Annotated in this window: 23 protein-coding genes; 14 read left to right on the top strand and 9 right to left on the bottom strand. The window is 63.8% G+C overall.

Annotated features, from left to right (window positions below; genetic code table 11):
• Positions 1–32 precede the first annotated feature (32 nt).
• The 14 genes from ACO06J_RS18080 to ACO06J_RS18015 all read left to right on the top strand — a co-directional run bounded on the left by ACO06J_RS18080 (position 33) and on the right by ACO06J_RS18015 (position 12875).
• Positions 33–701, top strand: a complete 669-nt coding sequence (locus tag ACO06J_RS18080) for a Type 1 glutamine amidotransferase-like domain-containing protein (protein ID WP_421762105.1) — start codon at positions 33–35, stop codon at positions 699–701.
• The gene (locus ACO06J_RS18075; RefSeq protein ID WP_421762104.1) at positions 701–1342 is read left to right on the top strand and encodes a GNAT family N-acetyltransferase; all 642 of its coding nucleotides are present in this window, start codon (positions 701–703) and stop codon (positions 1340–1342) included. The genes ACO06J_RS18080 and ACO06J_RS18075 overlap by 1 nt, the downstream gene beginning before the upstream one ends.
• Positions 1333–1866 (top strand): GNAT family N-acetyltransferase, encoded by a 534-nt coding sequence (locus ACO06J_RS18070; RefSeq protein WP_421762103.1) that lies wholly within the window; start codon positions 1333–1335, stop codon positions 1864–1866. The genes ACO06J_RS18075 and ACO06J_RS18070 overlap by 10 nt, the downstream gene beginning before the upstream one ends.
• Before the next feature lie 11 nt (positions 1867–1877).
• Complete coding sequence (gene obgE / locus ACO06J_RS18065; protein ID WP_421762102.1) at positions 1878–2921, top strand: GTPase ObgE; 1044 nt, start codon at positions 1878–1880, stop codon at positions 2919–2921.
• 139 nt (positions 2922–3060) lie between these two features.
• Entirely contained in the window at positions 3061–4197 is a 1137-nt protein-coding gene (gene proB / locus ACO06J_RS18060) for a glutamate 5-kinase (protein ID WP_421762101.1), read from the top strand.
• Positions 4194–5477, top strand: a complete 1284-nt coding sequence (locus ACO06J_RS18055; RefSeq protein ID WP_421762100.1) for a glutamate-5-semialdehyde dehydrogenase — start codon at positions 4194–4196, stop codon at positions 5475–5477. Before proB ends, ACO06J_RS18055 begins: the two co-directional genes overlap by 4 nt.
• A gap of 88 nt (positions 5478–5565) precedes the next feature.
• A complete protein-coding gene (locus ACO06J_RS18050) occupies positions 5566–6180 on the top strand; it encodes a nicotinate-nucleotide adenylyltransferase (RefSeq protein ID WP_421762099.1) in 615 nt (204 codons plus the stop codon).
• A gap of 184 nt (positions 6181–6364) precedes the next feature.
• Positions 6365–6748: a ribosome silencing factor gene (rsfS, locus tag ACO06J_RS18045; protein ID WP_421762098.1), complete on the top strand. Its 384-nt coding sequence runs from the start codon at positions 6365–6367 to the stop codon at positions 6746–6748.
• Positions 6749–6769: 21 nt separating this feature from the next.
• On the top strand, positions 6770–7249 hold the full coding sequence (gene rlmH / locus ACO06J_RS18040; protein ID WP_421762097.1) for a 23S rRNA (pseudouridine(1915)-N(3))-methyltransferase RlmH: 480 nt from the start codon (positions 6770–6772) through the stop codon (positions 7247–7249).
• Positions 7250–7478: 229 nt separating this feature from the next.
• Positions 7479–8870 (top strand): murein hydrolase activator EnvC family protein, encoded by a 1392-nt coding sequence (locus tag ACO06J_RS18035; RefSeq protein WP_421762096.1) that lies wholly within the window; start codon positions 7479–7481, stop codon positions 8868–8870.
• A 6-nt stretch (positions 8871–8876) separates the two neighbouring features.
• The gene (locus ACO06J_RS18030; RefSeq protein ID WP_421762095.1) at positions 8877–10304 is read left to right on the top strand and encodes a S41 family peptidase; all 1428 of its coding nucleotides are present in this window, start codon (positions 8877–8879) and stop codon (positions 10302–10304) included.
• Between the two features lie 106 nt (positions 10305–10410).
• A complete protein-coding gene (locus ACO06J_RS18025) occupies positions 10411–11556 on the top strand; it encodes a divergent polysaccharide deacetylase family protein (protein ID WP_421762094.1) in 1146 nt (381 codons plus the stop codon).
• A gap of 17 nt (positions 11557–11573) precedes the next feature.
• The gene (locus ACO06J_RS18020) at positions 11574–12080 is read left to right on the top strand and encodes an RNA pyrophosphohydrolase (protein ID WP_421762542.1); all 507 of its coding nucleotides are present in this window, start codon (positions 11574–11576) and stop codon (positions 12078–12080) included.
• 108 nt (positions 12081–12188) lie between these two features.
• A complete protein-coding gene (locus ACO06J_RS18015) occupies positions 12189–12875 on the top strand; it encodes an aspartate/glutamate racemase family protein (protein WP_421762093.1) in 687 nt (228 codons plus the stop codon).
• A 7-nt stretch (positions 12876–12882) separates the two neighbouring features.
• Here the strand turns inward: ACO06J_RS18015 and ACO06J_RS18010 are convergent, their stop codons facing one another.
• The 9 genes from ACO06J_RS18010 to atpD all read right to left on the bottom strand — a co-directional run bounded on the left by ACO06J_RS18010 (position 12883) and on the right by atpD (position 26728).
• Positions 12883–15270 carry a methyl-accepting chemotaxis protein gene (locus ACO06J_RS18010; protein ID WP_421762092.1) on the bottom strand — a complete coding sequence of 796 codons (2388 nt, stop codon included), beginning with the start codon at positions 15268–15270 and terminating at the stop codon, positions 12883–12885.
• A 137-nt stretch (positions 15271–15407) separates the two neighbouring features.
• The gene (locus tag ACO06J_RS18005) at positions 15408–17102 is read right to left on the bottom strand and encodes a methyl-accepting chemotaxis protein (RefSeq protein ID WP_421762091.1); all 1695 of its coding nucleotides are present in this window, start codon (positions 17100–17102) and stop codon (positions 15408–15410) included.
• On the bottom strand, positions 17102–17455 hold the full coding sequence (locus tag ACO06J_RS18000) for a hypothetical protein (RefSeq protein WP_421762090.1): 354 nt from the start codon (positions 17453–17455) through the stop codon (positions 17102–17104). Before ACO06J_RS18000 ends, ACO06J_RS18005 begins: the two co-directional genes overlap by 1 nt.
• 1 nt (position 17456) lies before the next feature.
• A complete protein-coding gene (locus ACO06J_RS17995; protein WP_421762089.1) occupies positions 17457–19490 on the bottom strand; it encodes a methyl-accepting chemotaxis protein in 2034 nt (677 codons plus the stop codon).
• A 130-nt stretch (positions 19491–19620) separates the two neighbouring features.
• A complete protein-coding gene (locus ACO06J_RS17990; protein WP_421762088.1) occupies positions 19621–21603 on the bottom strand; it encodes a methyl-accepting chemotaxis protein in 1983 nt (660 codons plus the stop codon).
• A gap of 124 nt (positions 21604–21727) precedes the next feature.
• Positions 21728–22312 carry a hypothetical protein gene (locus ACO06J_RS17985; protein WP_421762087.1) on the bottom strand — a complete coding sequence of 195 codons (585 nt, stop codon included), beginning with the start codon at positions 22310–22312 and terminating at the stop codon, positions 21728–21730.
• 59 nt (positions 22313–22371) lie between these two features.
• The gene (locus ACO06J_RS17980; protein WP_421762086.1) at positions 22372–24402 is read right to left on the bottom strand and encodes a methyl-accepting chemotaxis protein; all 2031 of its coding nucleotides are present in this window, start codon (positions 24400–24402) and stop codon (positions 22372–22374) included.
• 304 nt (positions 24403–24706) lie between these two features.
• Positions 24707–25129: a F0F1 ATP synthase subunit epsilon gene (locus ACO06J_RS17975; RefSeq protein ID WP_421762085.1), complete on the bottom strand. Its 423-nt coding sequence runs from the start codon at positions 25127–25129 to the stop codon at positions 24707–24709.
• Positions 25130–25189: 60 nt separating this feature from the next.
• A complete protein-coding gene (gene atpD / locus ACO06J_RS17970) occupies positions 25190–26728 on the bottom strand; it encodes a F0F1 ATP synthase subunit beta (protein ID WP_421762084.1) in 1539 nt (512 codons plus the stop codon).
• Between the last annotated feature and the right edge of the window lie 15 nt (positions 26729–26743).

The following is a 26743-nucleotide window of genomic DNA, read 5'->3' as shown; positions in this document are numbered from 1 at the left end:
TTTTGTCTTTTTCACTGTGAGGGCAGCTGAAAATGAGACTGTACCTGAGTTCCTACCGGATCGGCGATCGCGCCGGCACGCTGCTCGCAATGTTAGGCGACGGCAAGCGCGCCGCGATCATCGAGAACGCGCTCGATAACGTTTCCGCCACGGCGCGCGATCTCTACCGAACCGACGTCTATGACCCCGCAGCGGAGCTTGCCTCGCTCGGGATCAGCGCCGAACTGCTCGATCTCCGCCACTATTTCGGCCGCGCCGCAGCCTTGCGCACCCATCTGAGCCAGTTCGACCTTGTCTGGGTCACCGGTGGCAACGCCTTCGTTCTCCGCCGCGCCATGCAGCTTTCGGGCTTTGACGACATCATTGTCGATTTGCTCGATGCCGATGCCATCGTCTATGGCGGTTTTTCCGCCGGCGCGGTGGTGGCGGCCCCCTCGCTCGAGGGCATTCACCTGATTGATGATCCGGCCGAACTGCCATCCGGCTACTCGGGCGAGGTCGTCTGGGACGGGCTGGGTCTGATCGACCACGCCATCGTTCCGCACTATCGCTCGCCGCACCCGGAGACGCACGCCGCCGAGCGGGCCGCGCGTCATCTTTCTGCCCGCGGCCTCCGCTATCGCGCGCTCCGCGATGGCGAAGTGATCGTCTGGACCGAAGAGCGGCAGCTGACACCGGAAACCCAGCGAAGGATTGCGTGATGGACAAGGATCGCGACACGGAGATCAGCTTGCGGCGGCGTCCCAAGGTCATGGGCCCGGCCGCGCAGGCCAAAGCCCTCGCCGAAGCCACCGCCAAGCTCGCCGCCCGTCGCCAGCGAGACGCCCTGCCGCTCCGCATCGAGACGGCACGGCTCGCCTTACGCGCCCCGATCCGCGGCGACGTGCCCGACCTGGTCAAGCTCGCCGACAACAAGCGGATTTATGAGGTGCTGGCCCGCCTGCCCAACCCCTATACCCGGGCGGACGGCATCGCCTTTGTAGAGATTTTCGCCCAGCGTCCGGACGAACGGCCCTATGCCATCACCCTCAACGACCAGCTCATCGGCGTGGTCGGCTTCACCTTCCGGCCCGGTGCATCGCCCGAACTCGGCTACTGGCTGGGCGAACCGCATTGGGGCAAGGGCTATATGAGCGAGGCGGTCAAGGCGCTGATCGATGCGGCCTTCGCCACCCGGCTCTTCCCCCGCATCGGGGCGCGGGCGCTTGCCAGCAATTCGGGCTCCCTGAGCGTCCTCGAAAAGGCGGGCTTCCAGCGCACTGGCGAAGCCATCGAGACGCTGGGCAATTGCGCCGGCAAGCCCACCTTGTACCTGACGTTGGAGCAGCCCAAGTGGACGTGACGCTGAAGACCGCTCGCCTCACCCTGCGCCAGCCAGTCATGAGCGATGCCGCGCGCCTCGCCCGGTTCCTCGACAATTTCGCCGTCTCGGGCAATCTGAGCCGCGTGCCCTACCCCTATCGTCTCGCTGACGCCAAGGCCTGGCTGCGCACCTGGAGCCCTGGTTTTCCTGCCGGAGAAACCGGCTTCACCATTGATCTCGATGGCGAGGGGCTGATCGGCCATGTCGGCTTCCACGACGATGCGCAGGGCACCGTCATCGGCTACTGGCTGGCTCAGCCGTTCTGGAACCGCGGGCTGATGAGCGAGGCGGTGCGCTCAGCGCTCGACTGGTATTTCGAGACCACCGGCGCCGCCAGGCTCGATTCCGGGGTCTTCCACTTCAACAAGGCCTCGCTCGCCATCCAGAAAAAGCTCGGATTCATCGAGATTGGCAGCTCTTATCGCCTTTGCCTTGCGCGCGGAGAGGAGGTGCGCCATATCGACACTCAACTGTCACGAGCCGCCTGGGCGGAGCACCGCTAGGAGCCAATGCGATGAAATTTCTTGATCAGGCGAAAGTCTTCGTCCGCTCCGGCAACGGCGGCGCCGGTTCGGTGTCGTTCCTGCGCGAAAAATTCGTCGAGTTCGGCGGTCCCAATGGCGGCAATGGCGGGCGCGGCGGCGATGTCATCATCCGCTGCGTCGATGGGCTGAACACGCTGATCGACTACCGCTACCAGCAGCACCACAAGGCGGCCACCGGCACCCACGGTATGGGCAAGGACCGCCACGGCGCCAAGGGCGACGACGTCATCCTCAAGGTCCCCGTCGGCACCCAGGTGTTCGAAGAAGACAACGAGACCCTGATCGCTGACTTTACTGAAGTCGGCCAGGAGATCGTGCTGCTCTCGGGTGGCAATGGCGGCTTCGGCAATGCCCATTTCCGCACTTCGTCCAACCAGGCGCCGCGTCGCGCCAACCCGGGCCTCGAAGGAACGGAAAAGTGGATCTGGCTGCGGCTCAAGCTCATCGCTGATGCCGGGCTGGTGGGCCTCCCCAATGCCGGCAAATCGACCTTCCTCGCCGCCGTCTCCGCCGCCAAACCCAAGATCGCCGCTTACCCCTTCACCACGCTCCACCCCAATCTGGGCGTCGTCTCGATTGGTGAGCGGGACTTTGTGCTGGCCGATATTCCGGGCCTCATCGAAGGCGCCAGCGAAGGCGCCGGCATCGGCGACCGTTTCCTCGGCCACGTCGAGCGCTGCGCCGTGCTGATCCACCTGATCGATGGTACCCAGGACGACATCAAGCTCGCCTACAAGACCATCCGCGGCGAGCTCGCCGCCTATGACGACGGCCTTGTCGAAAAGCCGGAAATCCTGGTGCTCAACAAGATCGACGCCATCGATCCCGCCGACCTCAAGGAAAAGGTCAAGGTGCTGAAAAAGATCAGCAAGGCCGAGGTGTTGACCACATCAGGCGTCACCGGGCAAAACGTCGATCAGGTGCTCTACAAGGTGCTGGCCTACATGGATGCCGAAAAGGCCGCCATCGCCGAAGCCGAGCGCCGCAAACTCGAGCCCCACTGGGTGCCCTGATGCAGCAACGCGTCCAGAACACCGGCAGATGTGTCCCCTCCCAACCTCTCCCTTCGGGGGAGAGGTCGGCCGAAGGCCGGGTGAGGGGGCCTTTCTTTCACGCGCACGGTGAGGGGTCGTCCCCCGAAAGTTCTCTCAAGTGAATGCCCTCGCGCCCTATCGGCGCCTGACCATCAAGATCGGCTCCGCCCTCCTTGTCGACGGCAAGACCGGCAAGCTCCGCGCCGAATGGCTGCGCTCGCTCGCCGCTGACCTTGCGGCGCTGAAGGCCCAGGGGTGCTCCCTGGTGATCGTCTCCTCGGGCGCCATTGCGCTCGGACGGCGGCTGCTCAATCTCGATGCGAGGACTCTGCCGCTCGACCAGAGCCAGGCCGCAGCCAGCGCCGGGCAGATCGCCCTCAGCCAGGCCTGGGCGGAATCGCTCGCCGAGCATGGCATCGTCACCGGCCAGATTCTTTTGACCCCCAACATCACCGAGGAACGCCGCTACTTCCTCAACGCCCGCACTACCATCTCGACGCTGCTGGGGCTCGGCGCCATCCCGATCATCAACGAGAACGACTCCGTCGCCACCACCGAGATTCGCTATGGCGACAATGACCGCCTCTCGGCCCGCGTCGCCACCATGATCGAGGCCGATTGCCTGATCCTCCTCTCCGATGTCGACGGGCTCTACACCGCCCCGCCGGCGCGCGACCCCGATGCCCGCCACCTGCCGCACGTCGCCGCCATCACCCCCGAGATCGAGGCCATGGCCGGTGGCGCCGCGAGCCATCTGAGCCGCGGCGGCATGACCACCAAGGTCGAGGCCGGCAAGATCGCCACCCAGGCCGGCACCGCCCTGATCATCGCCAAGGGCACCGAGACCCATCCCCTGCGCGCCCTGACCGAAGGTGCACGTCACACTCTCTTCGCTCCTGCCGAAAGCCGGGCCCAGGCGCGCAAGCGCTGGATCATGGGCACGCTGGAGCTGTCCGGCAACCTTCACGTCGATGCCGGCGCCGCCCGTGCCCTGCTCTCGGGCAAGAGCCTGTTGCCGATCGGCGTTACCCGTATTTCGGGCGAATTCGAGCGCGGCGACGCCGTCGCTATCCTTGACCCCGATGGCCGCGAGATCGCCCGCGGACTTGCTGGCCTCGGCCGCGAGGAAGCCGATATCGTCAAGGGCAAGAACTCCACTTTGGTCACCGAACTGCTGGGGCTCGGCACGCGCTCCGAACTAGTGCATCGTGACAACATGGTGGTGCTGATGGGGATGGAGGCGAAGGTTTCATGAGCGCCGTACAAGCACTGAGCAACGACCTCGCCGCCATCATGGCCGATATCGGGCGCCGCGCCCGCGCCGCCGCCAACATCCTCGCCTTCGCCTCGCCCGAGGCCAAGACGACCGCCCTGCTCGCCGCTGCCGACGCCGTCGACACCCGCCGCGACGACATCCTCTCCGCCAACGCCCTCGATATGCGCGCTGCCGAGCATAAGGGCATCTCGAAAGCCTTCCTCGACCGCCTGCAACTCACCGACAAGCGCATCGACGGCATCATCGAAGGGCTGCGCACTATCGCCGCCCTGCCCGATCCGGTCGGCACCGTGATGGCCGAATGGACCCGCCCCAACGGCATGACCATTTCGCGCGTCCGCACCCCATTGGGCGTCATCGGCGTCATCTTCGAAAGCCGCCCCAATGTGACCGCCGATGCCGGCGCCCTGACGCTCAAATCCGGTAATGCGGTGATCCTTCGCGGCGGCTCGGACAGCGTCAACTCGACCCGCGCCATCCATGCCTGCCTCGTCGAAGGCCTCAACGCCGCAGGCCTTCCCGCCGACGCCATCCAGATTGTTCCCACCACCGACCGCGCCGCCGTTGGCGAAATGCTGCGCGGCCTTGATGGCACCATCGACGTCATCGTACCGCGCGGCGGCAAGACCCTCGTCGCCCGCGTCCAGGATGAAGCCCGCGTCCCGGTCTTTGCCCACCTCGAAGGCATCTGCCACACCTATATCGACGCCTCAGCCGAGTTGCAGATGGCGATCGACGTCACCCTCAACGCCAAGATGCGCCGCACCGGCGTCTGCGGCGCTACCGAGACGCTGCTGGTCCACCGCGACGTCGTCGCCACGCACCTGAAACCGGTCATCGCCGCCCTGATCGCCAAGGGCTGCGAGATCCGCGGCGACGCCACCGTCCTGTCCCTGATCCCTGACGCCATCGCCGCGACCGAGGAGGACTGGCACACCGAATACGAGGACGCGATCATCTCGGTGAAGGTCGTTGCCGATGTCGGCGAGGCCATCGCCCATATCGGCACCTACTCGTCCCACCACACCGAGGCGATCATCACCGAGGACGCCGCCTCCGTCACCCGCTTCTTCAACGAGATCGACAGCGCCATCCTCCTCCACAACGCCTCGACCCAGTTCGCCGATGGCGGCGAGTTCGGCTTCGGCGGCGAAATCGGCATTGCCACCGGCAAATTCCACGCTCGTGGTCCGGTGGGGGTCGAACAGCTCTGCTCGTTCAAATACCTCGTCCGCGGCGACGGGCAGACGCGGCCTTGATGGACAATGCACCCAGCCCCCTTATCCTCCCCCGTAAAACGGGGGAGGGGGACCGCCGAAGGCGGTGGAGGGGGCCGGCCCCGACCCCATGACCTCCATCACCGATATCCCGCCCCACGCCCCCGGCCTCCGCATCGGGCTGTTCGGCGGCAGCTTCAATCCCGCCCATGAAGGTCACCGGCTGGTGGCGCTGCAGTGCCTCACCCGCCTGCAGCTTGACGCCGTCTGGCTGCTAGTCTCTCCCGGCAACCCATTGAAAAGCCACTCAGAACTTGCCCCACTCGAAACCCGCGTGAACACCACACGCGCCCTGATGGATCACCCGCGTATCGCCGTCACCGGGCTTGAAGCGCAGCACAATTACCACTTCACCATCGATACGCTGGAGTGGCTGAAGGCCTCCTGCCCCGGCACCCGCTTCGTCTGGATCATGGGCGCCGACAACCTGTTGCAATTCGACCGCTGGGAGCGCTGGCAGGATATCGTCAACCTCATGCCGCTAGCCGTCTACGCCCGGCCCGGCTCAACCCTCCGCGCCACCTCGTCAAAGGCCGCCGTCGCGCTGAAGCTCAATCGCATCCCCGAGCGCGATGCCGAAACGCTCGCCGATCGCGATCCACCGGCCTGGGTGTACCTCCACGGCATCACGTCTCAGCAGTCTTCAAGCGCCATCCGGGCTGCTCGAAAAGCTCCCTCAAATTGAGCGCCGCCGTTGATCTTGCAGAAATCGCCTCGAAGCGTCATATTGGGGGTGTAATAATTCCTGGTCACTCAGGATGGGACAACGGCAATAGCTACGCTTGTGCGAGCATTTGTACCGATCAACCAAGGACAGCTGAAACACGCATGACCCGTGCTACGTTTGCATGGGCTGAGGCCATTTACTGATGGCCGCAGCCAAAAAGAAGACCGAACCCGCACCGGCCGCTGTGCCGGAACCCTCCATGATCGATGTGGTCCTCGCCAACCTTGAAGACGCCAAGGCTGAGCAGACTGTTGCCATCGACATCACCGGCAAGTCCTCGCTCACCGACCATATGGTGGTGACGTCCGGCCGGTCGAACCGTCACGTCAGCGCCATTGCCGATCAGCTGATCAAGGTGCTGCGCGAGCACGGCTTTTCGAAGCCGCGCATCGAAGGCCTGCCGCACGCCGATTGGGTGCTGGTCGATGCCGGCGACGTCATCGTCCATATCTTCCGGCCCGAAGTGCGCGAGTTCTACAACATCGAAAAGATGTGGGCCGTCGATTTCGCGGCCGACGCGCACTGATCGGATAAGCCGGAGAGCGCGATGCGCGTTGCCATCGCTGCGATCGGCCGCATGAAGCAGGGCCCCGAGCGCGAGCTCGTGGCGCGCTACCTCGATCGCGCCAAAGCCTCCGGCAGGCCGCTGGCGCTCACCGGCTTCGACATCCTCGAATTCGCTGAATCGCGGGCCTCTTCAGCGGACGCCCGCAAGGACGAGGAAGCGCGCGTCCTCCGCGCTGCCCTGCCCGAAGGCATTGTCGTGGCGCTCGACGAGCACGGCAAATCCATGCCCTCCGCCGCCTTCGCCACCCAACTCTCCCGCTGGCGCGATGACGGCCGGCCTGCGGTCAGCTTCGTCATCGGCGGCGCCGACGGCCTCGATCCCGCCTTCGCGAAAGCCGCCGACCTCACCCTCAGCTTCTCCCCCCTCACCTGGCCGCATCAGCTCGTCCGCATCATGCTGGCCGAACAACTCTACCGCACCACCACCATCCTCTCAGGCCACCCGTACCACCGGGAATGATCTCCGTCTGACGCTCGAGCCCCTAGGGTCCCCTCGCCCCTTGGGGGAGAGGGCTAGCAAAGCTCGGCGCGCCAGCGCCTAGCGACGCTGGGTGAGGGGGCCTTTCTTCCCTTGCCTTGCCATCATGCGAAAGCCCAAACCCCCGCCACGCAAAAGACAAAGCCCTGCGGTCCTTCTGCCCAGCCTTTGCTATGGTCAAAACGATGATTCGGGTGCTCCGGGGAGCTTGATGCCGCGGCAGAAACGCTGGTGGGGATGGACGCTTGCAAGCGGCGCGACAATAGCGCTGTCGATTTCGCTCGCGCTCGGCCAGGCGATCACCTCTACCGCCGACCCCGCAACCGACCTGAACCTACGCCCCTCCGTCGACCTGACCCCGGCAACCACAGCGCCGGTCACCCCTACCGCAGTTGACGACCCGCAAAAGGCTCTCGCCGACGTCGAAGCCTCGATTTCCCTCTCCAAGGAGAAGGCGGACGCGCTGAAGCGCGAGATCGAGGACATGAAGGGCGATCGCGCCAAGCAGAATGCCGCGCTGATCGCCGCCGCCGAGCGGGTTAAGCTTGCCGAAACCGATATCGCTGGCCTTGAAGACAAGCTCGGCGACCTGATCGTCCAGGAACTCGAAGTGCGTGGCCGGCTCGATGGCGCCGACACCACCATTTCAAACGTCCTCGCCGCCCTCGAGCGCATCTCGCGCAATCCGCCCCCAGCGCTGATCGTCAACCCCTCAGACGCGCTCGGTTCCGCCCGCTCCGCCATCCTGATGTCGGCCATCCTGCCCGAGTTGCAGAAAAAGGCAGACGCCGTGATGGGCGATCTGCAGCACCTCAGCGAAATCAAGGCCGAAGCCCTGGCCCAGCAGGATAAGCTCGAAGCCAACCTCCAGATCCTTGAAGAAGAGCAGTTGCGCATCGGCACCCTGATCGCAGCCCGCAAGCAAACCGAAAGCCTCGCCAACGCCAGCCTCGCCGCCGAGGAAGAGGAAGCCCAGGCGCTGGCCGACAAGGCCTCGTCGCTGAAGCAACTGATCGACGAGTTGACCCGCAGGGCTACGGCAGTGGCGACCGCCGCCGATGCTACTGCCAAGGCCAATTCCGGCGCCGACGCCCCGGCACTCGACCAGCAGACCATCAAGCTCGCGCTCGCCAACTCGAGCCGCACCGAACCGGCGGTACCTTTCGCTCAGGCCAAGGGTTACCTCGAACTGCCCTCAAGCGGGGTCACCGTTGTCGACTATGGCGCAGGTGACGGCTTTGGCGGCATCTCGCGTGGGCTCTCGATCGTCACCCGCGCCGAAGCGCAGGTTGTCGCACCTGCCGACGGCTGGGTGCTTTTCGCCGGTAACTACCTCAATTATGGCCAAATCGTCATTCTCAATGCGGGTCAGGACTACACGATCCTCCTTGCCGGTCTCGACAAGGTCGACGTCAACCTCGGGCAGTTCGTGATGATGGGTGAGCCGGTGGGCTCCATGGGATCACAGACAATTGGCCGGACGGTCGCGACCAGCGCTGGTGTCTCACGGCCGACGCTCTATATTGAGATGCGAAAGAATAACGAGCCTGTCGACCCCACCGGATGGTGGTCAGCGTCGGCCAACCCAACCCAGAGTGGATAGAACTTGATGCGCCTGACGCCCCTCCGCCTCGCCGCTTCTGCGGCCGTCGTGCTCGCTTTCGGGCTGGCCTTCGTTCCCTCCATCATCGCTCAGCAACAGCCCGCAGCTCCCGCGACAGAACCGGCGCCCGCCACCGAGCCGGCACCGGCCGCTGATCCGGCGGCGTCTGCCGCAGCGCCCGATAAGGGCAAGCCGCGCACTACGGACGAGATCTATTCAGACCTGACGCTGTTCGGCGAAGTGTTCGACCGCATCCGTGCCGAATATGTCGAGGCCCCGGACGAGAAGAAACTCATCCACGCCGCGCTCCAGGGAATGCTGACCTCGCTCGACCCGCATTCGAGCTATATGGAGCCCACCGACTACGCCGACGTCCAGGAAGATACCTCTGGCCAGTTCGGTGGCCTCGGCATCGAAGTGCAGATGGAAGACGGCGTCATTAAGGTGGTCTCGCCCATCGACGACACGCCCGCCGCCAAGGCCGGCATCCTCTCCAACGATTTCATCATCAAGCTTGATGGCGTCGATATCCAGGGCATGGCCCTCGATGATGCCGTGGCCAAGATGCGCGGTCCGATCGGCTCCAAGATAAAGGTCACGGTCGTCCGCGATGGTGTTACCGACCCGATCGAGTTCGAGCTGACGCGCGACGTCATCGCCACCCGTGCCGCCCGCCTCACCATGGAAGGCGATATCGCCGTCATCCGTCTCGCCCGCTTCTCGGAACAGGCCTTTGTCGGCATCCAGAAATCGATCGACGACGCCTTCAAGCAGCTCGATGGCAAGGCCCCCAAGGGCATCATCCTCGATCTGCGCAACAATCCCGGCGGGCTGGTCGATCAGGCCGTGTTCGTCTCCGACGCCTTCCTAAAGCAGGGGGCCGTGGTTCTGACCCGTGGCCGTGTCGATAGCGAAAGCTCGCGTTATGATGCCAAGCCCGACGAACTCGATGCCAAGATTGCCGATGTGCCGCTGGTGGTTCTGATCAATGGCGGCTCCGCTTCTGCGGCCGAAATCGTTGCCGGCGCTCTGCAGGATCATCGCCGTGCCACCGTCATCGGCACGCGCTCGTTCGGCAAGGGCTCAGTCCAGTCGATCATCCCGCTCGGCGCTGATGGCGCCATGCGCCTCACCACTGCCCGCTATTACACCCCGAACAATCGCTCGATCCAGGCCGCCGGCATTCAGCCCGATATCCTGATCACCGAAGATGTGCCCGCAGAGTTCAAGGGCAAGGACGAAATCCTTGGCGAAGTCGCGCTGCCGGGCCAGATCGGTGGCGGCACTGAACAGCAGGCAACCGTGGGCTCATCGGTTTACGTTCCGGCGGACAAGGAGAAGGACAACCAGCTCCAGTACGCCATCAAGCTGATCAACGGCGTCGAAACCAACGCCGCCTACCCGCCCAAGACCGACACCGCCAACGCCGGTTAACGCTTCGTTACCCATTGGCGGACACACACTCGATTTGAGGCGGGGCAGCTGATTCGCTGCCCCGTATGACTCTCAGGGGCCTCCGTCCCAATGCAGGTGCAGTGTCATGAGTGAGGTGAGCAGTGAGCTGAGCGCCCCGCTCAGCCGTCGGCAGAAGCGGCAACAGGCCGTCGCAGCCGCGCGCCGCATCGCGTGGCGCTTCCCCATTGCCCGCGCCGCCGCTGGCGTGATCGTGGTGATCGCCTTGGGTATCGTCGCACGCGTCCTTCTGGTTCATGATCCTGACGGCGGCCGCCCCGTTGCCTCGGTTGAAATCTCCAACGCCAAACCCGCCAACTCCGTTGCTGGTGCCGTATCCGGCGGGGACCTCGCGACCATCACGGCCGATCCCGAGAGCACCCCCGTCCCTGACGCGTCGCCCGCTGCCGATGAACCCGCTGGCGCCGGGCTCGCCAGCATCAACCCCGATCTCGTCGAAACCACCGCAGTCGGCCCGATTCCGAAAATCTCGGCCTCGGGCGAAACCCCGTTCGCTACCTATTCTCGCCCGCTTGATGACGCAGCCGCCGATACGGGCAAGCCCCGCATCGCCATCATCGTTTCCGGCCTCGGGATCAACCAGGATGGTACGCTGAACGCCATCACCAAGCTGCCCGATGCCGTCACCCTCGCCTTTGCCCCCTATGGCAAGACCCTTGTCCGCACCGTGGCGGCGGCCCGTGACGGCGGCCACGAGATCTTCCTCGAAGTGCCGCTCGAACCCTTCGACTATCCTGACAATGACCCTGGCCCCGATACCCTCCTCACCGGCCAGGCCCCGCGCGACAATCTCAACAAGCTGTTCCACGTCATGAGCCGTTTCGAAGGCTATGCTGGGCTGATCAACAACATGGGTGCCCGTTTCACCTCATCGGGCGCCGATTTCGGCCCGATGATGGAAGAGTTGGGGTCTCGTGGCCTCGGCTATGTCGATGATGGCTCCTCCAACCGCTCCCTGGCCCCGCAACTGGCCGACGCCAACCGCGTCCCGTTCGGCAAAGTCGACCAGACCCTCGACGCCAACCCGTCCCGCGGTGCTATCCTCACCCAGCTCAAAAAGCTCATGGACACCGCCCGCAGCAACGGCTCGGCCATCGGCATCATCTCCGCCCTGCCGGTCTCCATCGATACAATCGCCGAATGGGCCAGCAGCCCCGATGCCGAAGGCGTCGAACTGGTGCCTGCCAGCGCCCTGATGAAGGAAGCCTCGTGAAGCCTGTCCGTGAGAAAATGCCCTACCGCGATTGCGTCGGCACCGCCGTGTTCAATGCCGAGGGTCTGGTGCTGATCGGCCGCCGCAAACCAGAGGACGACCCGGAAGACACCTCCGAGACCAACGCCCCCTGGCAAATGCCGCAGGGCGGCATCGATAAGGGCGAAGCCCCGATCGACACCGCCTACCGCGAGCTCTTCGAGGAAACATCCATCCGCTCGGTGGAGCTGATCGGCGAGGCCCCCGACTGGATCCACTACGATCTGCCCGACGAGGCGCTCGGCATCGCGCTCAAGGGCAAGTATCGCGGCCAGCGCCAGCGCTGGTTCGCCTTTCGCTTCACCGGCGCCGACAGCGAGATCAACGTCACCAGCCCCGGCGGCGGCAAGCACCCCGCCGAGTTCGACCGCTGGCGCTGGGAAAAGCTCGAAAACCTCCCCGACCTCATCGTCCCCTTCAAACGCGACGCCTATCTCGAGATCGTCAAGGCATTCAAGGATATCCCGGCCAAGATCACGGGCTGAGCCACAGCTGATCCTCCCCCGCGCGGCGGGGGAGGGGGACCAGCGAAGCTGGTGGAGGGGGCCACTGGCCGCCTTGAGTCAAACGCCCACCTGCGCCATGACTAGACCATGAAAACCATCGGCCTCATCGGCGGCATGAGCTGGGAATCCACCGCTCACTACTACGCCGTGCTCAACCGCGAGACCGCCCGCCTGCGCGGCGGCCTTCACTCCGCCGCGGTCATTGTCCATTCGGTGGATTTTGCGCCCATTGAGGCCATGCAACGCGCCGGCAATTGGGAAGGTGCGGGCGAGGTCCTGGCTTCCATCGCGCGAAGCCTTGAGGCCCAGGGCTGCGGTGTCGTCGGCCTCGCCACCAACACCATGCACATCTGCGCCCCGCAGATCGTCGCCGCCCTGACCGTCCCCTTTGTCCACATCGCCGCGCCGACCGCCGAAGCCCTGCTCGCCGACGGCATCGGCAAGGTCGGCCTCCTCGGCACGCGCTTCACCATGGAAAAGCGCTTCTATATCGATGTGCTGGAGGCTCAGGGGCTTGATGTGTTGGTGCCCGATGTCGGGATCACCAACCTCAACGGCATCATCTACGAAGAGCTCTGCCTCGGCATCGTCCGCGAGCCATCACGGCAGATCTACGTCGAGGCCATCGGTCGCCTGCAGGCGCGCGGCGCCGAGGCGGTGATCCTCGGCTGCACCGAGATCAACATGCTGATCGACGACTCGGTCAGCCCGCTCCCCACTTACGACACCACGGATCTCCACGCCAAGGCATTGGTAGCCGCAGCGCTCGCCTGAGGGCGCATCAGGCGGCCCGGCGCTCCTGCTTGGCGCCATCCGCGAGGCGGAACACGTCGACAATGCTGTCGAGCTCCACCGCCTGCGCCTCAGTCTGCTCTATCGCCGCATTGGTCTCTTCCACCAGCGCAGCATTGTGCTGCGTCATCTCATCCATCTGCCGCACCGCCGAGCTGAGCTGCTCAATGGCGCTCGCCTGATCTCGGCTCTCCCGCGCGATCTTTTCCATCAGTTCGTTCGACAGCCGGGCCGCACCGAGCATGTCGACCAGCTTGTCGGCGGCTTCCGCCACCAGCCGTGAACCGGATTTCACCTCGCTGCCCGAAGCCTCGATCAGCCCCTTGATCTCGGCAGAGGCCTGCGCCGCGCTCTGCGCCAGCCGCCGCACTTCGATCGCGACCACCGCAAAGCCCTTGCCCGCCTCGCCCGCCCGCGCCGCTTCCACCGACGCATTCAGCGCCAAGAGGTTAGTCTGGAAGGCGATGTCGTCGATCAGCCCGATGATGTTCGAGATCTTGCTCGATGAGTTGGTGATCCGCTCCATGGCCTCATTGGCCTGGTGCATCACCTTTCCGCCCTCTTCCGCCGTCCGCGTCACGTTGCCCGCCGCCTTGCTGGCATCCTGCGCGTTGCCGGCGTTAGCCAGCACAGTCGAAGCCAGGTGCTCCATCGCCGCCGATGTCTCTTCGATCGTCGCCGCCTGCCGCGTCGTCCGCTCGCTCAGGTCGTTGGCGCCCGAGAGAATCTCCCCGGTCGCCGTCTTCAGCGCCCGCGAGGTCTGCCGCAACTGCCCCACGATCCCCGAGAGCTTTTCAGCGACCGCGTTGGTATCGTCCTTCAGCCGCTTGAACAGCCCGTCATAGCTGCCCTCGACACGCTGCGTCAGGTCGGTATGCGCGAGCGCCGCCAGCACCTGGCTGGTCTCGCCCATGCCGCGATCCACAGTTTCGACAAGCGTATTGACGCTTGCTGCCAGGGTGTTCAGCTCGCGGTCGGCAAAGCTCGCCTCAACGCGCCGCGAAAAGTCGCCGGCAATCGCCGCATCCACCACTTCACCGAACGCCCGCTGCAGCTGGTGCATCATTCGCTGACGATCCGTCCGCCGCTGCTCCGAAGCCGCCCGTTCGCCATCGGTCATCTCGTTGACCTTGAGCGCATTGTCCTTGAACACTTCCACGGCCTTGGCCATGGCACCCAGCTCGTCGCGCCGCGCCGTCCCGACCACCTCGGCATCGAGGTTACCCTGCGACAGTTGCTCCATCGTCTGGGTCAGCCGGGTGATCGGTTTGGTGATGGTCCGCGCGAACACAAAACCTGCCGCCGCCACTGCTGCCAGCAGCACCCCGGCAATGATCATCATCATGTTGCGCATGGTCACGACCGGCGCAAACACCTCGTCCTGGCTCATCACCGTCGCAAGCGCCCATTGCACCCCTGGCGCAGCCACCGGTGCCGCCGCAATCAGCGACTGCCCGCCGCGATAATCGATGCTGCCCTCGGCTGCGGTGCCCCCCACTGCAGCCTGTACCACCGGACTGTCGAGGTTCGACGCAAGCACATCATTGCCTTCGGTAAAGCTCGAATCCGAGCGTACCACCCCGTCGGCCCCGACAATCACCGTCTCGCCCGAGGCACCGAGCCCGGTGCGGTTGTCAATCACCGGCGCCAACCGGCTCGCCGGCAATTCAAACGCCAGCGCCCCGATCTTCCGTCCCGTCGCGTTGAACACCGGCTTTGCAAAAAACGCCACCGGCCCCAAGGCGCTCGCGGGGTAAGCGGAGAAATCCGCGAACACCGTGTCATCGTTGTTCTCGATCGCCAGCGCCGCGGTCACCGCCTGCCCAAGCGCCGTCTTGGCATAGGGTCCGTCGGCAAAGCTCGTCGCAAAGTCATCCTGCTTCGCCGCCGAATAGACCAGCATACCCTTGGTATCGAACAGATAGATGTCGCCATATCCCGTGGCGACGATCTGCTGGCGGTATTGCGGCTGCACTGTCGCATGCGGCGTCGCATAGGTCAGCGTCGTCTCAGCCGTGTCGAGCAATAGCCGTTTGTCGGCCGCATTGGGATTGTTGGTGACATAGATCTGCTTCAGCGCCGCCGCCGGGTCCGGCTCCTTGATCTGCAGCCAGGCGCCGGCAAAGTCGCGCAATGCCTGCACCGTCAGCGCCGAATTGCCGGTCGCCACCAGATCATGCTGCACCGAGCGGATATAGAGCCCCAGCTGGTTGGCCCGCTCGAATGCCAGCGTCGTAAGGTTCTGCCGCGCCTGCGTCTCAAGCGCATTGGAGCCAATCAGATAACTCGCAGTTCCCACCCCCGCACCGACCAGCAACGCGGACACGAACAGCGCCAGCGGCAGCTTTTTGGCAATGGTGAGAGCACTCGGCATCATCAATTTTCCTTGTCTTCAGCACCAGCGGCCCGCACGCCGCTCAGTTCCCAAGCAAGGTAATATCCCGCACTTAAGCCAGCATTAAACAGGCGGCAGTTTTGTCCGGGGAGACGCCGGTGCGACTTCGGCCAACGCGCTCAGGCAGCGATCTTCTCCTGTCCGCCCTGCCGTGCATCGACAGTGAAAACGGCGACAACCCGGTCCAGCTCACTTGCCTGGCCCTCAGTCTGCTCGATAACAGCATTGGTTTGCTCTACCAGCGCCGCATTGTGCTGCGTCATCTCATCGAGCTGCCGCACGGCCGTGTTGACCTCGTGGATCGAGGACGCTTGCTGCCGGCTCGCAGCTGCAATGCTGCTCAGCGACGCACTGCTCTCCTTGACCATGCCCAGCATGCTGGAGAGCTTCTCGGATGCTTCAGCCACCAGCTTGGAGCCGTTGCTCACTTCAGAAGCGCTTTGCTGGATCAACGCCTTGATCTCCGAGGACGCCTGGGCCGAACTCTGCGCCAGACGCCTGACCTCAACCGCCACCACAGCAAATCCGGCCCCAGCCTCACCGGCGCGAGCCGCTTCAACCGAAGCGTTGAGCGCCAGCAGGTTGGTCTGGAATGCGATATCGTCGATCATGCCGATAATATTGGAGATCTTGGCCGAGGACTGTGTGATGCTTTGCATGGCGGCATTGGCCTTCGCCATCACTTCACCACCCTCTTCGGCGGTCCGGGTGACACCGGCCGCCTTCACCGTAGCATCCTGCGCCTTGTTGGCGTTCTCCGTAACAATGGCCGCAAGCTGCTCAACGGCCGCCGAGGTTTCCTCGATAGTCGCCGCCTGCTTGGTCGTGCGCTCGCTGAGATCGTTGGTGCCCGAGAGAATCTCGCTGGTCGCCGTCTTCAACGAGCGCGACGTATTGCGCAGCCGCACCACCACCTCGGTCAGCTTGTCGCCGACCGCATTGGTATTGGCCTTGAGAGCGGCAAAGGCCCCCCGGTAGGCGCCGCTCATCCGCTTGGTCAGGTCAGCGTCGGCCAGCGCTGACAACACGGCTCCGGTCTCCGTGAGGCCCTGATCGACAGTCCCTACGAGCGTATTGACGCTTGTTGCGAGCGCATTGAGTTCCTTGTCGGCAAAGCTCGTGTCGACCCGCTTGCTGAAATCGCCGGCAATCGCCGCATCGACCACCTCGCCGAACGAGTGCTGCAGCCGCGACATCATCTCGGCATGGGTCGCATTGCGCTCGGAACGTTCCAGCTCGGCAGCCTTCGATTGTGCGCTGACTTGTGCGGCCATATCGTGAGCAACCTTGGATTCACTGTCCACGGTCATCATCAGCTTCTGCGTCGTCACGGTCAGCCAGATTAGCGCGGCCGCTTCGCCAAGCAGGATAACCGCGTGCATGATGACGCGTACGAGGCTGCCGCCGCCGTAAAACACCAGGTCTTCCATCATCAGGCCAAGGCCGAGATGATGCACAGCCACCAGTACGGTACCAAGAAGGATAGCGCGCACGTCGTACATCAGCGCGCACAAGGCCAGCGCCGCAAAGAACATCATATGGACATCAACTTGCAGCGGGTTACCGCGCAGGGCCACAAGCAGCGCCATCACCTCACCCATCAGCACGGTAACGGCGACATAGCGAAAACTCTGTGAGTTGCGGGCGAGGAGATAAGTCACCACCAGCGCCGCAGCGCTGCCAAGCCCCGCCACTGAAGCCAGCCCGAGTGATCCCTGGACCAGCCACTCGGCCCCCACGGCCAATATGCCCAGTACCACCCCAACCAGGCCAATGGCATTTGTCGACTGGATGCGAAGCGATTGGATATTCATCAGGTATGACTTTCAGTCGGGTTGGCAGGCTCGCAAAGACCATGCGCTGCAAGGGTAAATAGACCGCCAAGACTTCGTATGCGGTCGCCAAATCTCTCGTCTTCGGCATAGGCCACAGCGATATTGTCGAGACGGGTTGGAGCAACAAATCGTCCGCCCGCCGCAAGAATAGCGAGATAGGCAGTCTTGGCGCTGGTGCCCGGTGCAAAGACGACGGCCATCTCACCGCGAGGTGGCGGAGCGTAGAACGCATAGGCCGCAATCCCCATGCCGAACAGCGCCACAGCAATGGCGGGCCATAGGCTATTCGCCGATCCGGTGGCGTTTGCTGATCGGCCGTCTGCGGTACTCAATCTAGAACTCGTTCCAGTCCGTGCTTACCGCTGCATTGCCGCTGCTCAGATAGGCTCTGGCGGCGCTCTTGACGCGTGGCGCGCTCGCCGCGGGTGTACGCGCCACCGGCCGCTCCGCGACGGTAAACGTCGCCACGACCCGATCGAGTTCGTTCGCCTGCGCCTCGGTCTGCTCGATCGCCGCATTGGTCTGTTCGACCAGCGCTGCGTTGTGCTGGGTCATCTCGTCCATCTGCCGCACCGCAACATTGACCTCCTCGATCGAGGACGCCTGCGAACGGCTCTCGCTGGCAATGCTCTTGAGCAGTTGCAGGTTGGTGCGTGCACCCTCGAGCATGGCGCCCAGCTTGCTCGCCGCCGATGCGACCAGTCGCGAACCGCCCGCCACCTCGACCCCGCTCTGCTCGATCAGGGCCTTCACTTCACTCGAAGCGCTCGCTGCCGATTGCGCCAGGCGCCGCACTTCTACCGCCACCACGGCAAAGCCCTTGCCTGCATCCCCGGCCCGCGCCGCTTCCACCGAAGCGTTCAGCGCGAGCAGGTTGGTCTGGAAGGCGATGTCGTCGATCAGCCCGATGATGTTCGAAATCTTGCCCGATGACTGGGTAATCCGCTCCATCGCCTGGGTCGCCTGCTGCATCACATCGCCACCCTCTTCGGCCGTCTGTGAGACCTGTGCGGCATTGGTGCTGGCCTCTTCGGCCCGCTTGGCGTTCTCGATCACTGTCGCCGCCAGTTGCTCCATGGTCGCCGAGGTTTCCTCGATCGTCGCGGCCTGCTTGGTGGTCCGTTCACTCAGGTCATTGGCGCCCGACAGGATCTCCCCGGTCGCCGTCTTCAGCGACCGTGACGTGCCGCGCAGGCTCGTCACCACTTCGGTGAGCTTGTCGCCAACTGCGTTGGTGTCGTCTTTCAGCCTGCCCAGCGCCCCTTGGTAGTCGCCCGCCATCCGGTGCGTCAGATCGGCGCGCGCCAGCGCCGCCAGGGCTTCACCGGTTTCATTGATGCTGCGGTCCACGGTTGCCATCAGATTGTTGACGCTGTTGGCCAACGCCACCAGTTCGGGGTCAGAGAACTTATCAGAGACCCGGCGTGAGAAGTCTCCCGCAAGCGCAGCATCGACCGCCTGTGCGATTTCCTGATTGAGCCCTGCAGCCGCATTGGCCCGCTTCAGGTTGTGCTCGGCCCCCGCCTCTGCCTCATGGGCAAGGCTGGCCCGCGCCTTGAGCGCTTCACGGAAAACGTCGAGAACCTCAGCCAGCTGCCCAAGTTCGCGCAGCGCCTGCTTGCGATTGACCTTGACCTCAAGATCGCCCTCCGACAGCTTCTTGAAGCCATCGGTCAGCGCCGTAACCGGCTTGGTCGCGAGCCTGTCCCCGAACACCACCATGGCCCCGGCAAGCAGCGCGAGAAGCGCAAATCCACCCCAGCTCACGACGTCTGAAAGCACCGCGTTGCCATCGGCGGCACCATGCTGCGCAACGTCTGCGGCCTGAATGGCATCGGACACCGAAGACATCTGCCCTTCAAGCACCGAGAAAGCGGCCTCGAAATCGGCCAGCCCCGCCTGGGCTCCGGCAACATCGCCCTTGGTCACCTTGGTGACCAACTCCTGCGCCGACGCGATATAGGCGTCCAGCGGCTGCGTGACCGCATCCAAAGCCTGACGCACCGCAGGCTCGAGCACCAGCGCATCCTGTCCGGCGATAGCATCGCGGAACGCACCGCCATACTCATCGACCTCCTTGAGCGCATCAGCGGCCATGGCGGCGTCGCCGTTCACTCCGGCGTAGAGCGCGCGGAATACGATGCCGCGCATACTGTCGTGATACATGTCAGCTGTCATGTGGAAGCGCATCGACGACATCATCGTCTCGGAGCTCTTGCCGCTCTGCTTGAAGCTCGCCGCGACATAGAGATTGGCCGCCGACACCACACCACCGATCAGCAGCAGCGTCGCGCAGACCGCGAGAACCAGGGTGCGAAAGGGAGTTCCCGAGGCGCGTAATTCGGGAGCAGATGAACTACTGGTCATACTGAAAGCTCCAAGTCGTTTGATGACGACGCGCCGTTCCGATCCGGCGGGTCCGCCCTTCTGGGTGGACCAATAGTTTTCAACATAGAGAGCAATGGTTAACCACGCCTGTATTCTGGCGGACTTTTGACTAAAACTCCGCCCAATCTTCGGATTTCACAGCAGTATTCCCACGTGACAGGTAACTTTTTGCCGCCTGCTTGACCTTTTGCTGCAACCCTTTGATTCCGTTGGCATCAGCAACTGCACCTGAGCGTCTTGCCTCTGCAGGGGCCGTACGGCTATCGACGGTAAACACCGCGACGATCCGGTCGAGCTCGACGGCCTGGCCCTCGGTCTGCTCGATCGCCGCATTGGTCTCCTCCACCAGCGCCGCATTGTGCTGGGTCATCTCGTCCATCTGCCGAACGGCAGTATTGACCTCCTCGATCGAGCCCGCCTGCTCGCGGCTGTCCCGGGCAATGCCCTCCAGCAGTTCGCGGTTGCCGCGCACCGCCTGCAGCATGGCGTCGAGCTTGCTCGCCGCTTCCGCCACGAGCTTCGAGCCGCTGCCCACTTCCTGCGCCGATTTCTCGATCAGCACTTTGACTTCCGCCGATGCCGCTGCAGCACTCTGCGCCAGGCGCCGCACTTCCACCGCCACCACCGCAAAGCCCTTGCCCGCGTCCCCTGCCCGCGCCGCTTCCACCGAGGCGTTCAGCGCCAACAGGTTAGTCTGGAAGGCAATGTCATCGATTAGCCCGATGATGTTGGAAATCTTCGACGACGACTCGGTGATCCGCCCCATCGCATCATTGGCGCGCAGCATCACCGCCCCGCCCTCTTCCGCAGCCGCGGTCACCGCACCGGCATTGCGCGACGCCCCAGACGCCCGCTCGGCATTGGCGAGCACCGTTGCCGCCAGCTGTTCCATCGTCGCCGACGTCTCTTCGATCGTTGCCGCCTGCTTGGTCGTCCGCTCGCTGAGATCGTTGGCGCCAGACAGGATTTCTCCCGTCGCCGTCTTCAGATCGGTCGAGGTCTTCTTGAGCTGACCGACAATATCCGACAGCTTTTCCGCCACCGTATTGGTGTTGTCCTTGAGGCGCGCGAACGCCCCCTGGTACTCACCCTCCATCCGATGCGTGAGGTCCGCTCGCGCGAGCGCGGCGAGTACGGTTTCAGTCTCCGTCACCGACCGGTCGATGGTCTCCAGCAACGTATTGACCGTCCCCGCCAGTCCATTGAGCTCGGCGTCGGCGAAGCTGGCGTTCACGCGGGCGGAAAAGTCGCCGGCAACGGCCGATCCGACGACATCGCCAAAAGCCTGCTGCAGTTCCCGCATCATGACGCGGCGGCGCTCTTCATCCGCCACCAGCCGAAGCGCATCCGCCTCCGTCATGTTCCGCACTTTCAGCGAATTGGCCCGGAACACTTCAATCGCGTTCGCAAGGTCGCCCAGCTCATCCCTGCGCTTGCCCATGTCAACCGCGGCATCGAGATTGCCGGCCGCCAGTTCAGTGGCCGTGCGCGTCAGCCGCGTCATCGGCCGCGTCACATAACCCAGCAACAGCACAGCGAGGCCAACCAGCGCCACTGCCGCAATACCGAGACCGATCAGGCCATTCTGCAATTGCACGGCGATGATCTCGCCGCGGTGGATGCTGAGGTCCCATGCCATCCCGAAGGCGCCGACAGTCGCCGCATCCTTGCCGAAGATCGCAGGAACCGCCGCATAGTGGATATTCCCCTCAACCCTCGACACCCGCGAACCACTGGCTTGCGCTTCCGCAGCAACTGCCGCCGCTGTGTCCGAGACACTCGTGTCCGCACCAAAGGCGAGGATCGATTTGCCCTGCGCATCGAGCACATTGGCCCCGGCAAGCCCGAATGTCGGGTCCACCTGATACTTGCCGAGGTCCGTGTTGATGGCATCGGTCTTGCCGAACTTGATGCTGCCCGCATATTGGAGGCCCAGCACGTTGATCAACTCATTCTGTTGATCCGCGATCGTGGTCTCCACACTGCGAATGCTGCTCATCGAGGAGAGCAGCATCGTCAGGGCCACCACCGCCATCAGGGTGACTGCGGTCGGGATCAGGATTGCCGAGGCCAGCTTGGGGCGAAATGCCATTCTCTAGAACCTTCTTGTCTGTTTCCGAACCGCGCGGGGCGCTCCTGCGTCCCTTGACGCGCCGATCCGGAGAGTTGGGAGCGCCGTCAGGCGCTCCCGCAATCGCGTTCTGTCTCGTTAGGCGTCAGAGCTTGGAAAGATCGACGCCTGCCGTGATCGAGCCGATCGGCTGGCCGCTGGCAGGGTCGGTGATGGTGATGCTCACCTGGCTCTGGAACGTCTGCGTGCTCTCGTCCTGTTCGACTTCACCGAGGAACACGCCGGCAGCGCCAGCACCGAAGCTCTTGGTGAACTTGTCTTCGTCACCCTGCCAATAGTCCGACGTCACCGAGGACTGGGCGACGTTGAGGCCAACCGCGTCCGTCGCGAAGATTTCGGTGAACAGGCCGGCGCTGTCCGCCTGCGCCTTGGCAAGGAACTGCGAAGCCTCGTTGGCCAGCGTTGCGTTGATCAGCGGCTTGTCGGCCGCATCAACCTCGGCACGCCACTGCTTGTCGAGTTCGTCGATCTTGGCAGCATCGTACCCGGCGGTCTGCTGGTTCTGGGCGACGATGGCGCTGATCAGGGCAGGGTTCTGGGCAATTTCACGTAGCTTGCCATTGGCGAGTTCCGTCAGCGGCGCGGTGTAGTCATCCTGGGCAAAACTCGGCAGAGCCACCCCGATAGCCGCAACAAGCGTCGCGGCCAGCATCACGAACTTACGATTCACTTCTTACTTCTCCTCAGTTCCATCCCGCGTTCTGCGGGAGGTCTTGGTTGGGGCGGAGTTCAGAACTCCGCCCAGTCATCCGATTTGACTGCCGCGTTGCCGTGGCTGAGATAGGCCTTTGCCGCCTGCTTGACCTTCTGCTGCAAGCCCCGGGCGCCAGCCGGAGCCCGCTCGGCCACCTGCACTTCGGGAGCACGCATCGGCGCGCGCGCGTGACCGTCGACGGTAAACACCGCAACGATCCGGTCGAGATCGACCGCCTGGCTCTCGGTCTGCTCGATCGCCGCGTTGGTTTCTTCCACGAGGGCTGCATTGTGCTGGGTCATCTCGTCCATCTGCCGGACCGCCGTGTTGACCTCTTCGATCGAAGCGGCCTGTTCACGGCTGTCGCGGGCGATGCCCTCGAGCAACTCACGGTTGCCACGCACGGCCTGCAGCATCGCTTCAAGCTTGCTCGCGGCTTCCGCCACGAGCTTCGAACCGCTGCCCACTTCCTGCGCCGACTGTTCGATCAGCACTTTGACTTCTGCCGAAGCGGCCGCGGCGCTCTGCGCCAGGCGCCGCACTTCCACGGCAACCACCGCAAAACCCTTGCCGGCATCGCCAGCCCGCGCCGCTTCCACCGAGGCGTTCAGCGCCAGGAGATTGGTCTGGAAGGCGATGTCATCGATCAGCCCGATAATGTTGGAGATCTTCGACGAGGATTCGGTGATCCGGCCCATCGCGTCATTGGCGCGCAGCATCACTGCGCCACCTTCTTCGGCAGCTTCCGTCACCGCACCGGCATTGCGTGAGGCACCAGCCGCACGCTCTGCGTTCGCCAGCACTGTTGCCGCCAGCTGTTCCATCGTCGCCGATGTCTCTTCAATCGTTGCGGCCTGCTTGGTCGTCCGCTCGCTCAGATCGTTGGCGCCCGACAGGATTTCGCCCGTCGCGGTCTTCAGGTCCATCGAGGTTTTCTTCAGCTGCCCAACGATATCGGAGAGCTTTTCGGCGACCGTATTGGTGTTGTCGCGCAACCGGGCAAACTCGCCCTCGTAATTGCCGCGCATACGGTGCGTAAGGTCGGCTTCTGCCAGCGCTGCCAGCACGTCACCAGCTTCAGCTAGCCCGCTCGCCACGGTTTCCATCAAGGCGTTGAAGTTCGTCGAGATCCGGTCGATGTCGGCATCATTGAAGCGTTCGTCGATACGCTTGGAGAAGTCGCCCTGCAGCGTCGCCGCCACCACGCCATCAAAGGCGTTCTGGAACGTCTCCATCATCTTGGCGCGCTGGGCGGCCTTTTCATGCCGGGTGCGCTCGTCCTCGTTCATTTCGGCGACACGGATGGCATTGTCCTTGAACACCTGCACCGCGGCAGCCATCTGCCCGATTTCGTTCTTCTCGCCAGCGTAGGGCACCTCAACCGTGAGATCGCCCTCGGCCAGCCGGCCCATGATGCCGGTCACGTTGCTCAGCGGCCGCGTCACATAGCGCGTCGCCACATAGAGCGCCGTAGCAACGCCAGCCAGAAGACCAATCAGCGTGGTGCCAAGGATCAGCGGCAGCACACCGGCCTGGAACGCCTTGAGGTCAGCACTCAGGGCATCGAAGCGGGCCTGGTCAGCCTGCACCACACCGTCGATTTCGCCCTGGTAGGCTTTGCGGTTGGCGCGATTTTCGTCCGTATTGCCCTGTGCGTTTGCCTGCGCGGGATCGATCAGACCCAGCCGCGCGGTCTCGGCACGGAAGGTGCGGAACTCGGCGGCACGCGCCACCATGTTGTCAAACGCGGGGAGATCGGCCTCGGGCAGCAGCGTCCGCCACGCCGTCAGGTGCGCATCGATGTCATCGAGCGACTTGACGATGCCTTCTGCGTATGGCTTCGCCTTTTCCGGGGTGGCGGCTGCGTAGATTCCGCGCGAGTCCATCACGACTGCCGTGACCAGCCGATTGAGATGTTCGCCATTAAAGGCGCGAGTCGAGGCGTTATTGAGCTGCTCGACCCGCTGGGTAAATGACACCGACAGGTACACAGCAATGCCGCCAACAGTGGCGACCACGAGGCCAAGTACGGCAACAATAACGAGAATTCGGCTACGGATTTTCAATTTTATGGTCCACGATTTAGGGTTTGAGCAGCGGCGCAGTGGGTGGCAATGCGGAAAGTGCTCCGCATGTTGCACAGGGGGTAGTCACTAGCGATGACCTCACAAGCAGTTCCTCAATGACAACAGCCGTCCGCGCTGTCGCACTTTTGAATCTTCGGTAACTGCATTCCCATTCCGAGAATTACGCGGAACGCCTTAAGCTTCGGTGAATTGCTTCTCTCAGTAGAGAAAATCCGGGAGCACCCCAAAAGCAAAACGGGCGCCCCTGAGGACGCCCGTTTAAAAACGCTATGGTGCGTAAGGTTTAGTGCGCAGTCGCAGTCCCGACCGACGCATCCAGCAGCAGGTTACGCCAGCCATCGATCTCGGCCTGCAGGCGCTGCTCGTCATCGGCGGTCGATGCGGCCTGCTGGGCGGTGAGCCCCGCAGCGATCAATGCCTCGATATGCGCACGATCGAACTCGGCGATCGGCTTGGCCTCTTCAGCGAGAATGGTCAGGCCCTCAGGCGACACATCCGCAAACCCGCCACGCACATAGTAGACATGGCTGATCCCGGCGGTGTCGACCACGGTCACGAACCCGGCCTTCAGTGTCGTCATCAGCGGCGCATGGTCGCCCAGCACCGTGAAATAGCCATCGGCGCCCGGCACGGTCACCGACTTCACGGTCTCCGAGAGCAACAGACGCTCGGGCGAGACGATTTCGAGTTTTGTGCCTTCAGCCATGGCCCTGCCTTTTACGGAGTAGGGTCCGCCACGTGGCGAACCCGATTGACGTCAACCCGATCAGGCTGCCTGGGCAGCGAGTTTCTGGGCCTTCTTGACGGCGTCCTCGATGGTACCAACCATGTAGAACGCTGCCTCGGGCAGATGGTCATACTGACCAGCGACCAGGCCGGCAAAGCCCTTGATGGTGTCCTCGAGCGCCACGAAGATGCCCGGAGTGCCGGTGAAGGCCTCAGCCACGTGGAACGGCTGGCTCATGAAGCGCTCGATCTTGCGGGCGCGGGCCACGGTCAGCTTGTCCTCTTCGGAAAGCTCGTCCATGCCCAGGATCGCGATGATGTCCTGGAGCGCCTTGTACCGCTGCAGGATCTGCTGCACTTCGCGGGCCGTGTTGTAGTGCTCTTCGCCAACGATGTTGGCCGAAAGCATGCGCGACGAGGAGTCGAGCGGGTCCACTGCCGGGTAGATGCCCTTTTCCGAGATGGCGCGGTTCAGCGTCGTCGTCGAGTCAAGGTGCGCGAACGAAGTCGCCGGCGCCGGGTCGGTCAAGTCGTCGGCGGGCACGTAAATCGCCTGCACCGAAGTGATCGAGCCCTTGTTGGTCGTGGTGATGCGTTCCTGCAGCGCGCCCATGTCGGTGGCGAGCGTCGGCTGGTAACCCACGGCGGAAGGAATACGGCCGAGCAGCGCCGACATCTCGGCACCAGCCTGCGTAAACCGGAAGATGTTGTCGACGAAGAACAGCACGTCCTGACCCTGGTCGCGGAAGTGCTCGGCAACGGTCAGGCCCGAGAGCGCCACGCGGGCACGGGCACCCGGCGGCTCGTTCATCTGGCCGAACACCAGGGCGCACTTCGAACCGGCGGTCGAGCCGTTGTTCTCATGCGGGTCCTTGTTCACGCCCGATTCGATCATTTCGTGGTAAAGGTCGTTGCCTTCACGAGTGCGCTCGCCAACACCGGCGAACACCGAGTAACCACCGTGGGCCTTGGCGACGTTGTTGATCAGTTCCTGGATCAGCACCGTCTTGCCCACACCGGCGCCACCGAACAGACCAATCTTGCCGCCACGTGCGTAGGGCGCAATCAGATCCACCACCTTGATGCCGGTGACGAGAATCTGGGCTTCCGAGGACTGCTCGGTAAAGCTCGGGGCTTCCTGGTGGATACCGCGCTTGCTAGCCGTCTTGATCGGGCCGGCTTCGTCAACGGGCTCGCCGATGACGTTCATGATACGGCCCAGCGTCTCGTCGCCCACCGGCACCGAGATCGATTCGCCCGTGTCGGTCACGGCAGCGCCGCGGACCAGACCTTCGGTCGTGTCCATGGCAATGGTGCGCACGGCATTTTCGCCCAGGTGCTGCGCCACTTCGAGAACCAGCCGGTTGCCGTTATTGTCGACTTCCAGCGCGTTCAGGATCGCGGGCAGATCACCCTCGAAGGTGACGTCCACCACGGCGCCGATGACCTGCGAAACGCGGCCCATCGCCTTGCCGGCGACGGCGGCCTTGGTCGTTGCAGCAGCCTTGGCGGCTGCGGGTTTCCGGGCCGGGGTCTTGGCTTCCACCGGGGCTTTGGCTGCAGTTGCTGCGCGGGCCATGTTCTACCTCGTTCC

Source organism: Devosia sp. (assembly GCF_965229025.1).
In the GTDB taxonomy this organism is placed as follows: Bacteria; Pseudomonadota; Alphaproteobacteria; order Rhizobiales; family Devosiaceae; genus Devosia_A.
This window is presented reverse-complemented; position numbering and strand designations above follow the sequence as displayed.

Bases quoted from the DNA above. Each gene is read 5' to 3' on its own strand.
- ACO06J_RS17995 (WP_421762089.1), bottom strand. From the start codon at position 19,490: ATGACCAGTAGTTCATCTGCTCCCGAATTACGCGCCTCGGGAACTCCC.
- ACO06J_RS18030 (WP_421762095.1), top strand. From the start codon at position 8,877: ATGCGCCTGACGCCCCTCCGCCTCGCCGCTTCTGCGGCCGTCGTGCTC.
- rsfS (WP_421762098.1), top strand. From the start codon at position 6,365: ATGGCCGCAGCCAAAAAGAAGACCGAACCCGCACCGGCCGCTGTGCCG.
- ACO06J_RS17975 (WP_421762085.1), bottom strand. From the start codon at position 25,129: ATGGCTGAAGGCACAAAACTCGAAATCGTCTCGCCCGAGCGTCTGTTG.
- ACO06J_RS18010 (WP_421762092.1), bottom strand. From the start codon at position 15,270: ATGATGCCGAGTGCTCTCACCATTGCCAAAAAGCTGCCGCTGGCGCTG.
- ACO06J_RS18080 (WP_421762105.1), top strand. From the start codon at position 33: ATGAGACTGTACCTGAGTTCCTACCGGATCGGCGATCGCGCCGGCACG.
- ACO06J_RS18005 (WP_421762091.1), bottom strand. From the start codon at position 17,102: ATGAATATCCAATCGCTTCGCATCCAGTCGACAAATGCCATTGGCCTG.
- ACO06J_RS18025 (WP_421762094.1), top strand. From the start codon at position 10,411: ATGAGTGAGGTGAGCAGTGAGCTGAGCGCCCCGCTCAGCCGTCGGCAG.
- ACO06J_RS18020 (WP_421762542.1), top strand. From the start codon at position 11,574: ATGCCCTACCGCGATTGCGTCGGCACCGCCGTGTTCAATGCCGAGGGT.
- ACO06J_RS17990 (WP_421762088.1), bottom strand. From the start codon at position 21,603: ATGGCATTTCGCCCCAAGCTGGCCTCGGCAATCCTGATCCCGACCGCA.
- ACO06J_RS18055 (WP_421762100.1), top strand. From the start codon at position 4,194: ATGAGCGCCGTACAAGCACTGAGCAACGACCTCGCCGCCATCATGGCC.
- atpD (WP_421762084.1), bottom strand. From the start codon at position 26,728: ATGGCCCGCGCAGCAACTGCAGCCAAAGCCCCGGTGGAAGCCAAGACC.
- ACO06J_RS18075 (WP_421762104.1), top strand. From the start codon at position 701: ATGGACAAGGATCGCGACACGGAGATCAGCTTGCGGCGGCGTCCCAAG.
- ACO06J_RS18035 (WP_421762096.1), top strand. From the start codon at position 7,479: ATGCCGCGGCAGAAACGCTGGTGGGGATGGACGCTTGCAAGCGGCGCG.
- rlmH (WP_421762097.1), top strand. From the start codon at position 6,770: ATGCGCGTTGCCATCGCTGCGATCGGCCGCATGAAGCAGGGCCCCGAG.
- ACO06J_RS18050 (WP_421762099.1), top strand. From the start codon at position 5,566: ATGACCTCCATCACCGATATCCCGCCCCACGCCCCCGGCCTCCGCATC.
- obgE (WP_421762102.1), top strand. From the start codon at position 1,878: ATGAAATTTCTTGATCAGGCGAAAGTCTTCGTCCGCTCCGGCAACGGC.
- ACO06J_RS18015 (WP_421762093.1), top strand. From the start codon at position 12,189: ATGAAAACCATCGGCCTCATCGGCGGCATGAGCTGGGAATCCACCGCT.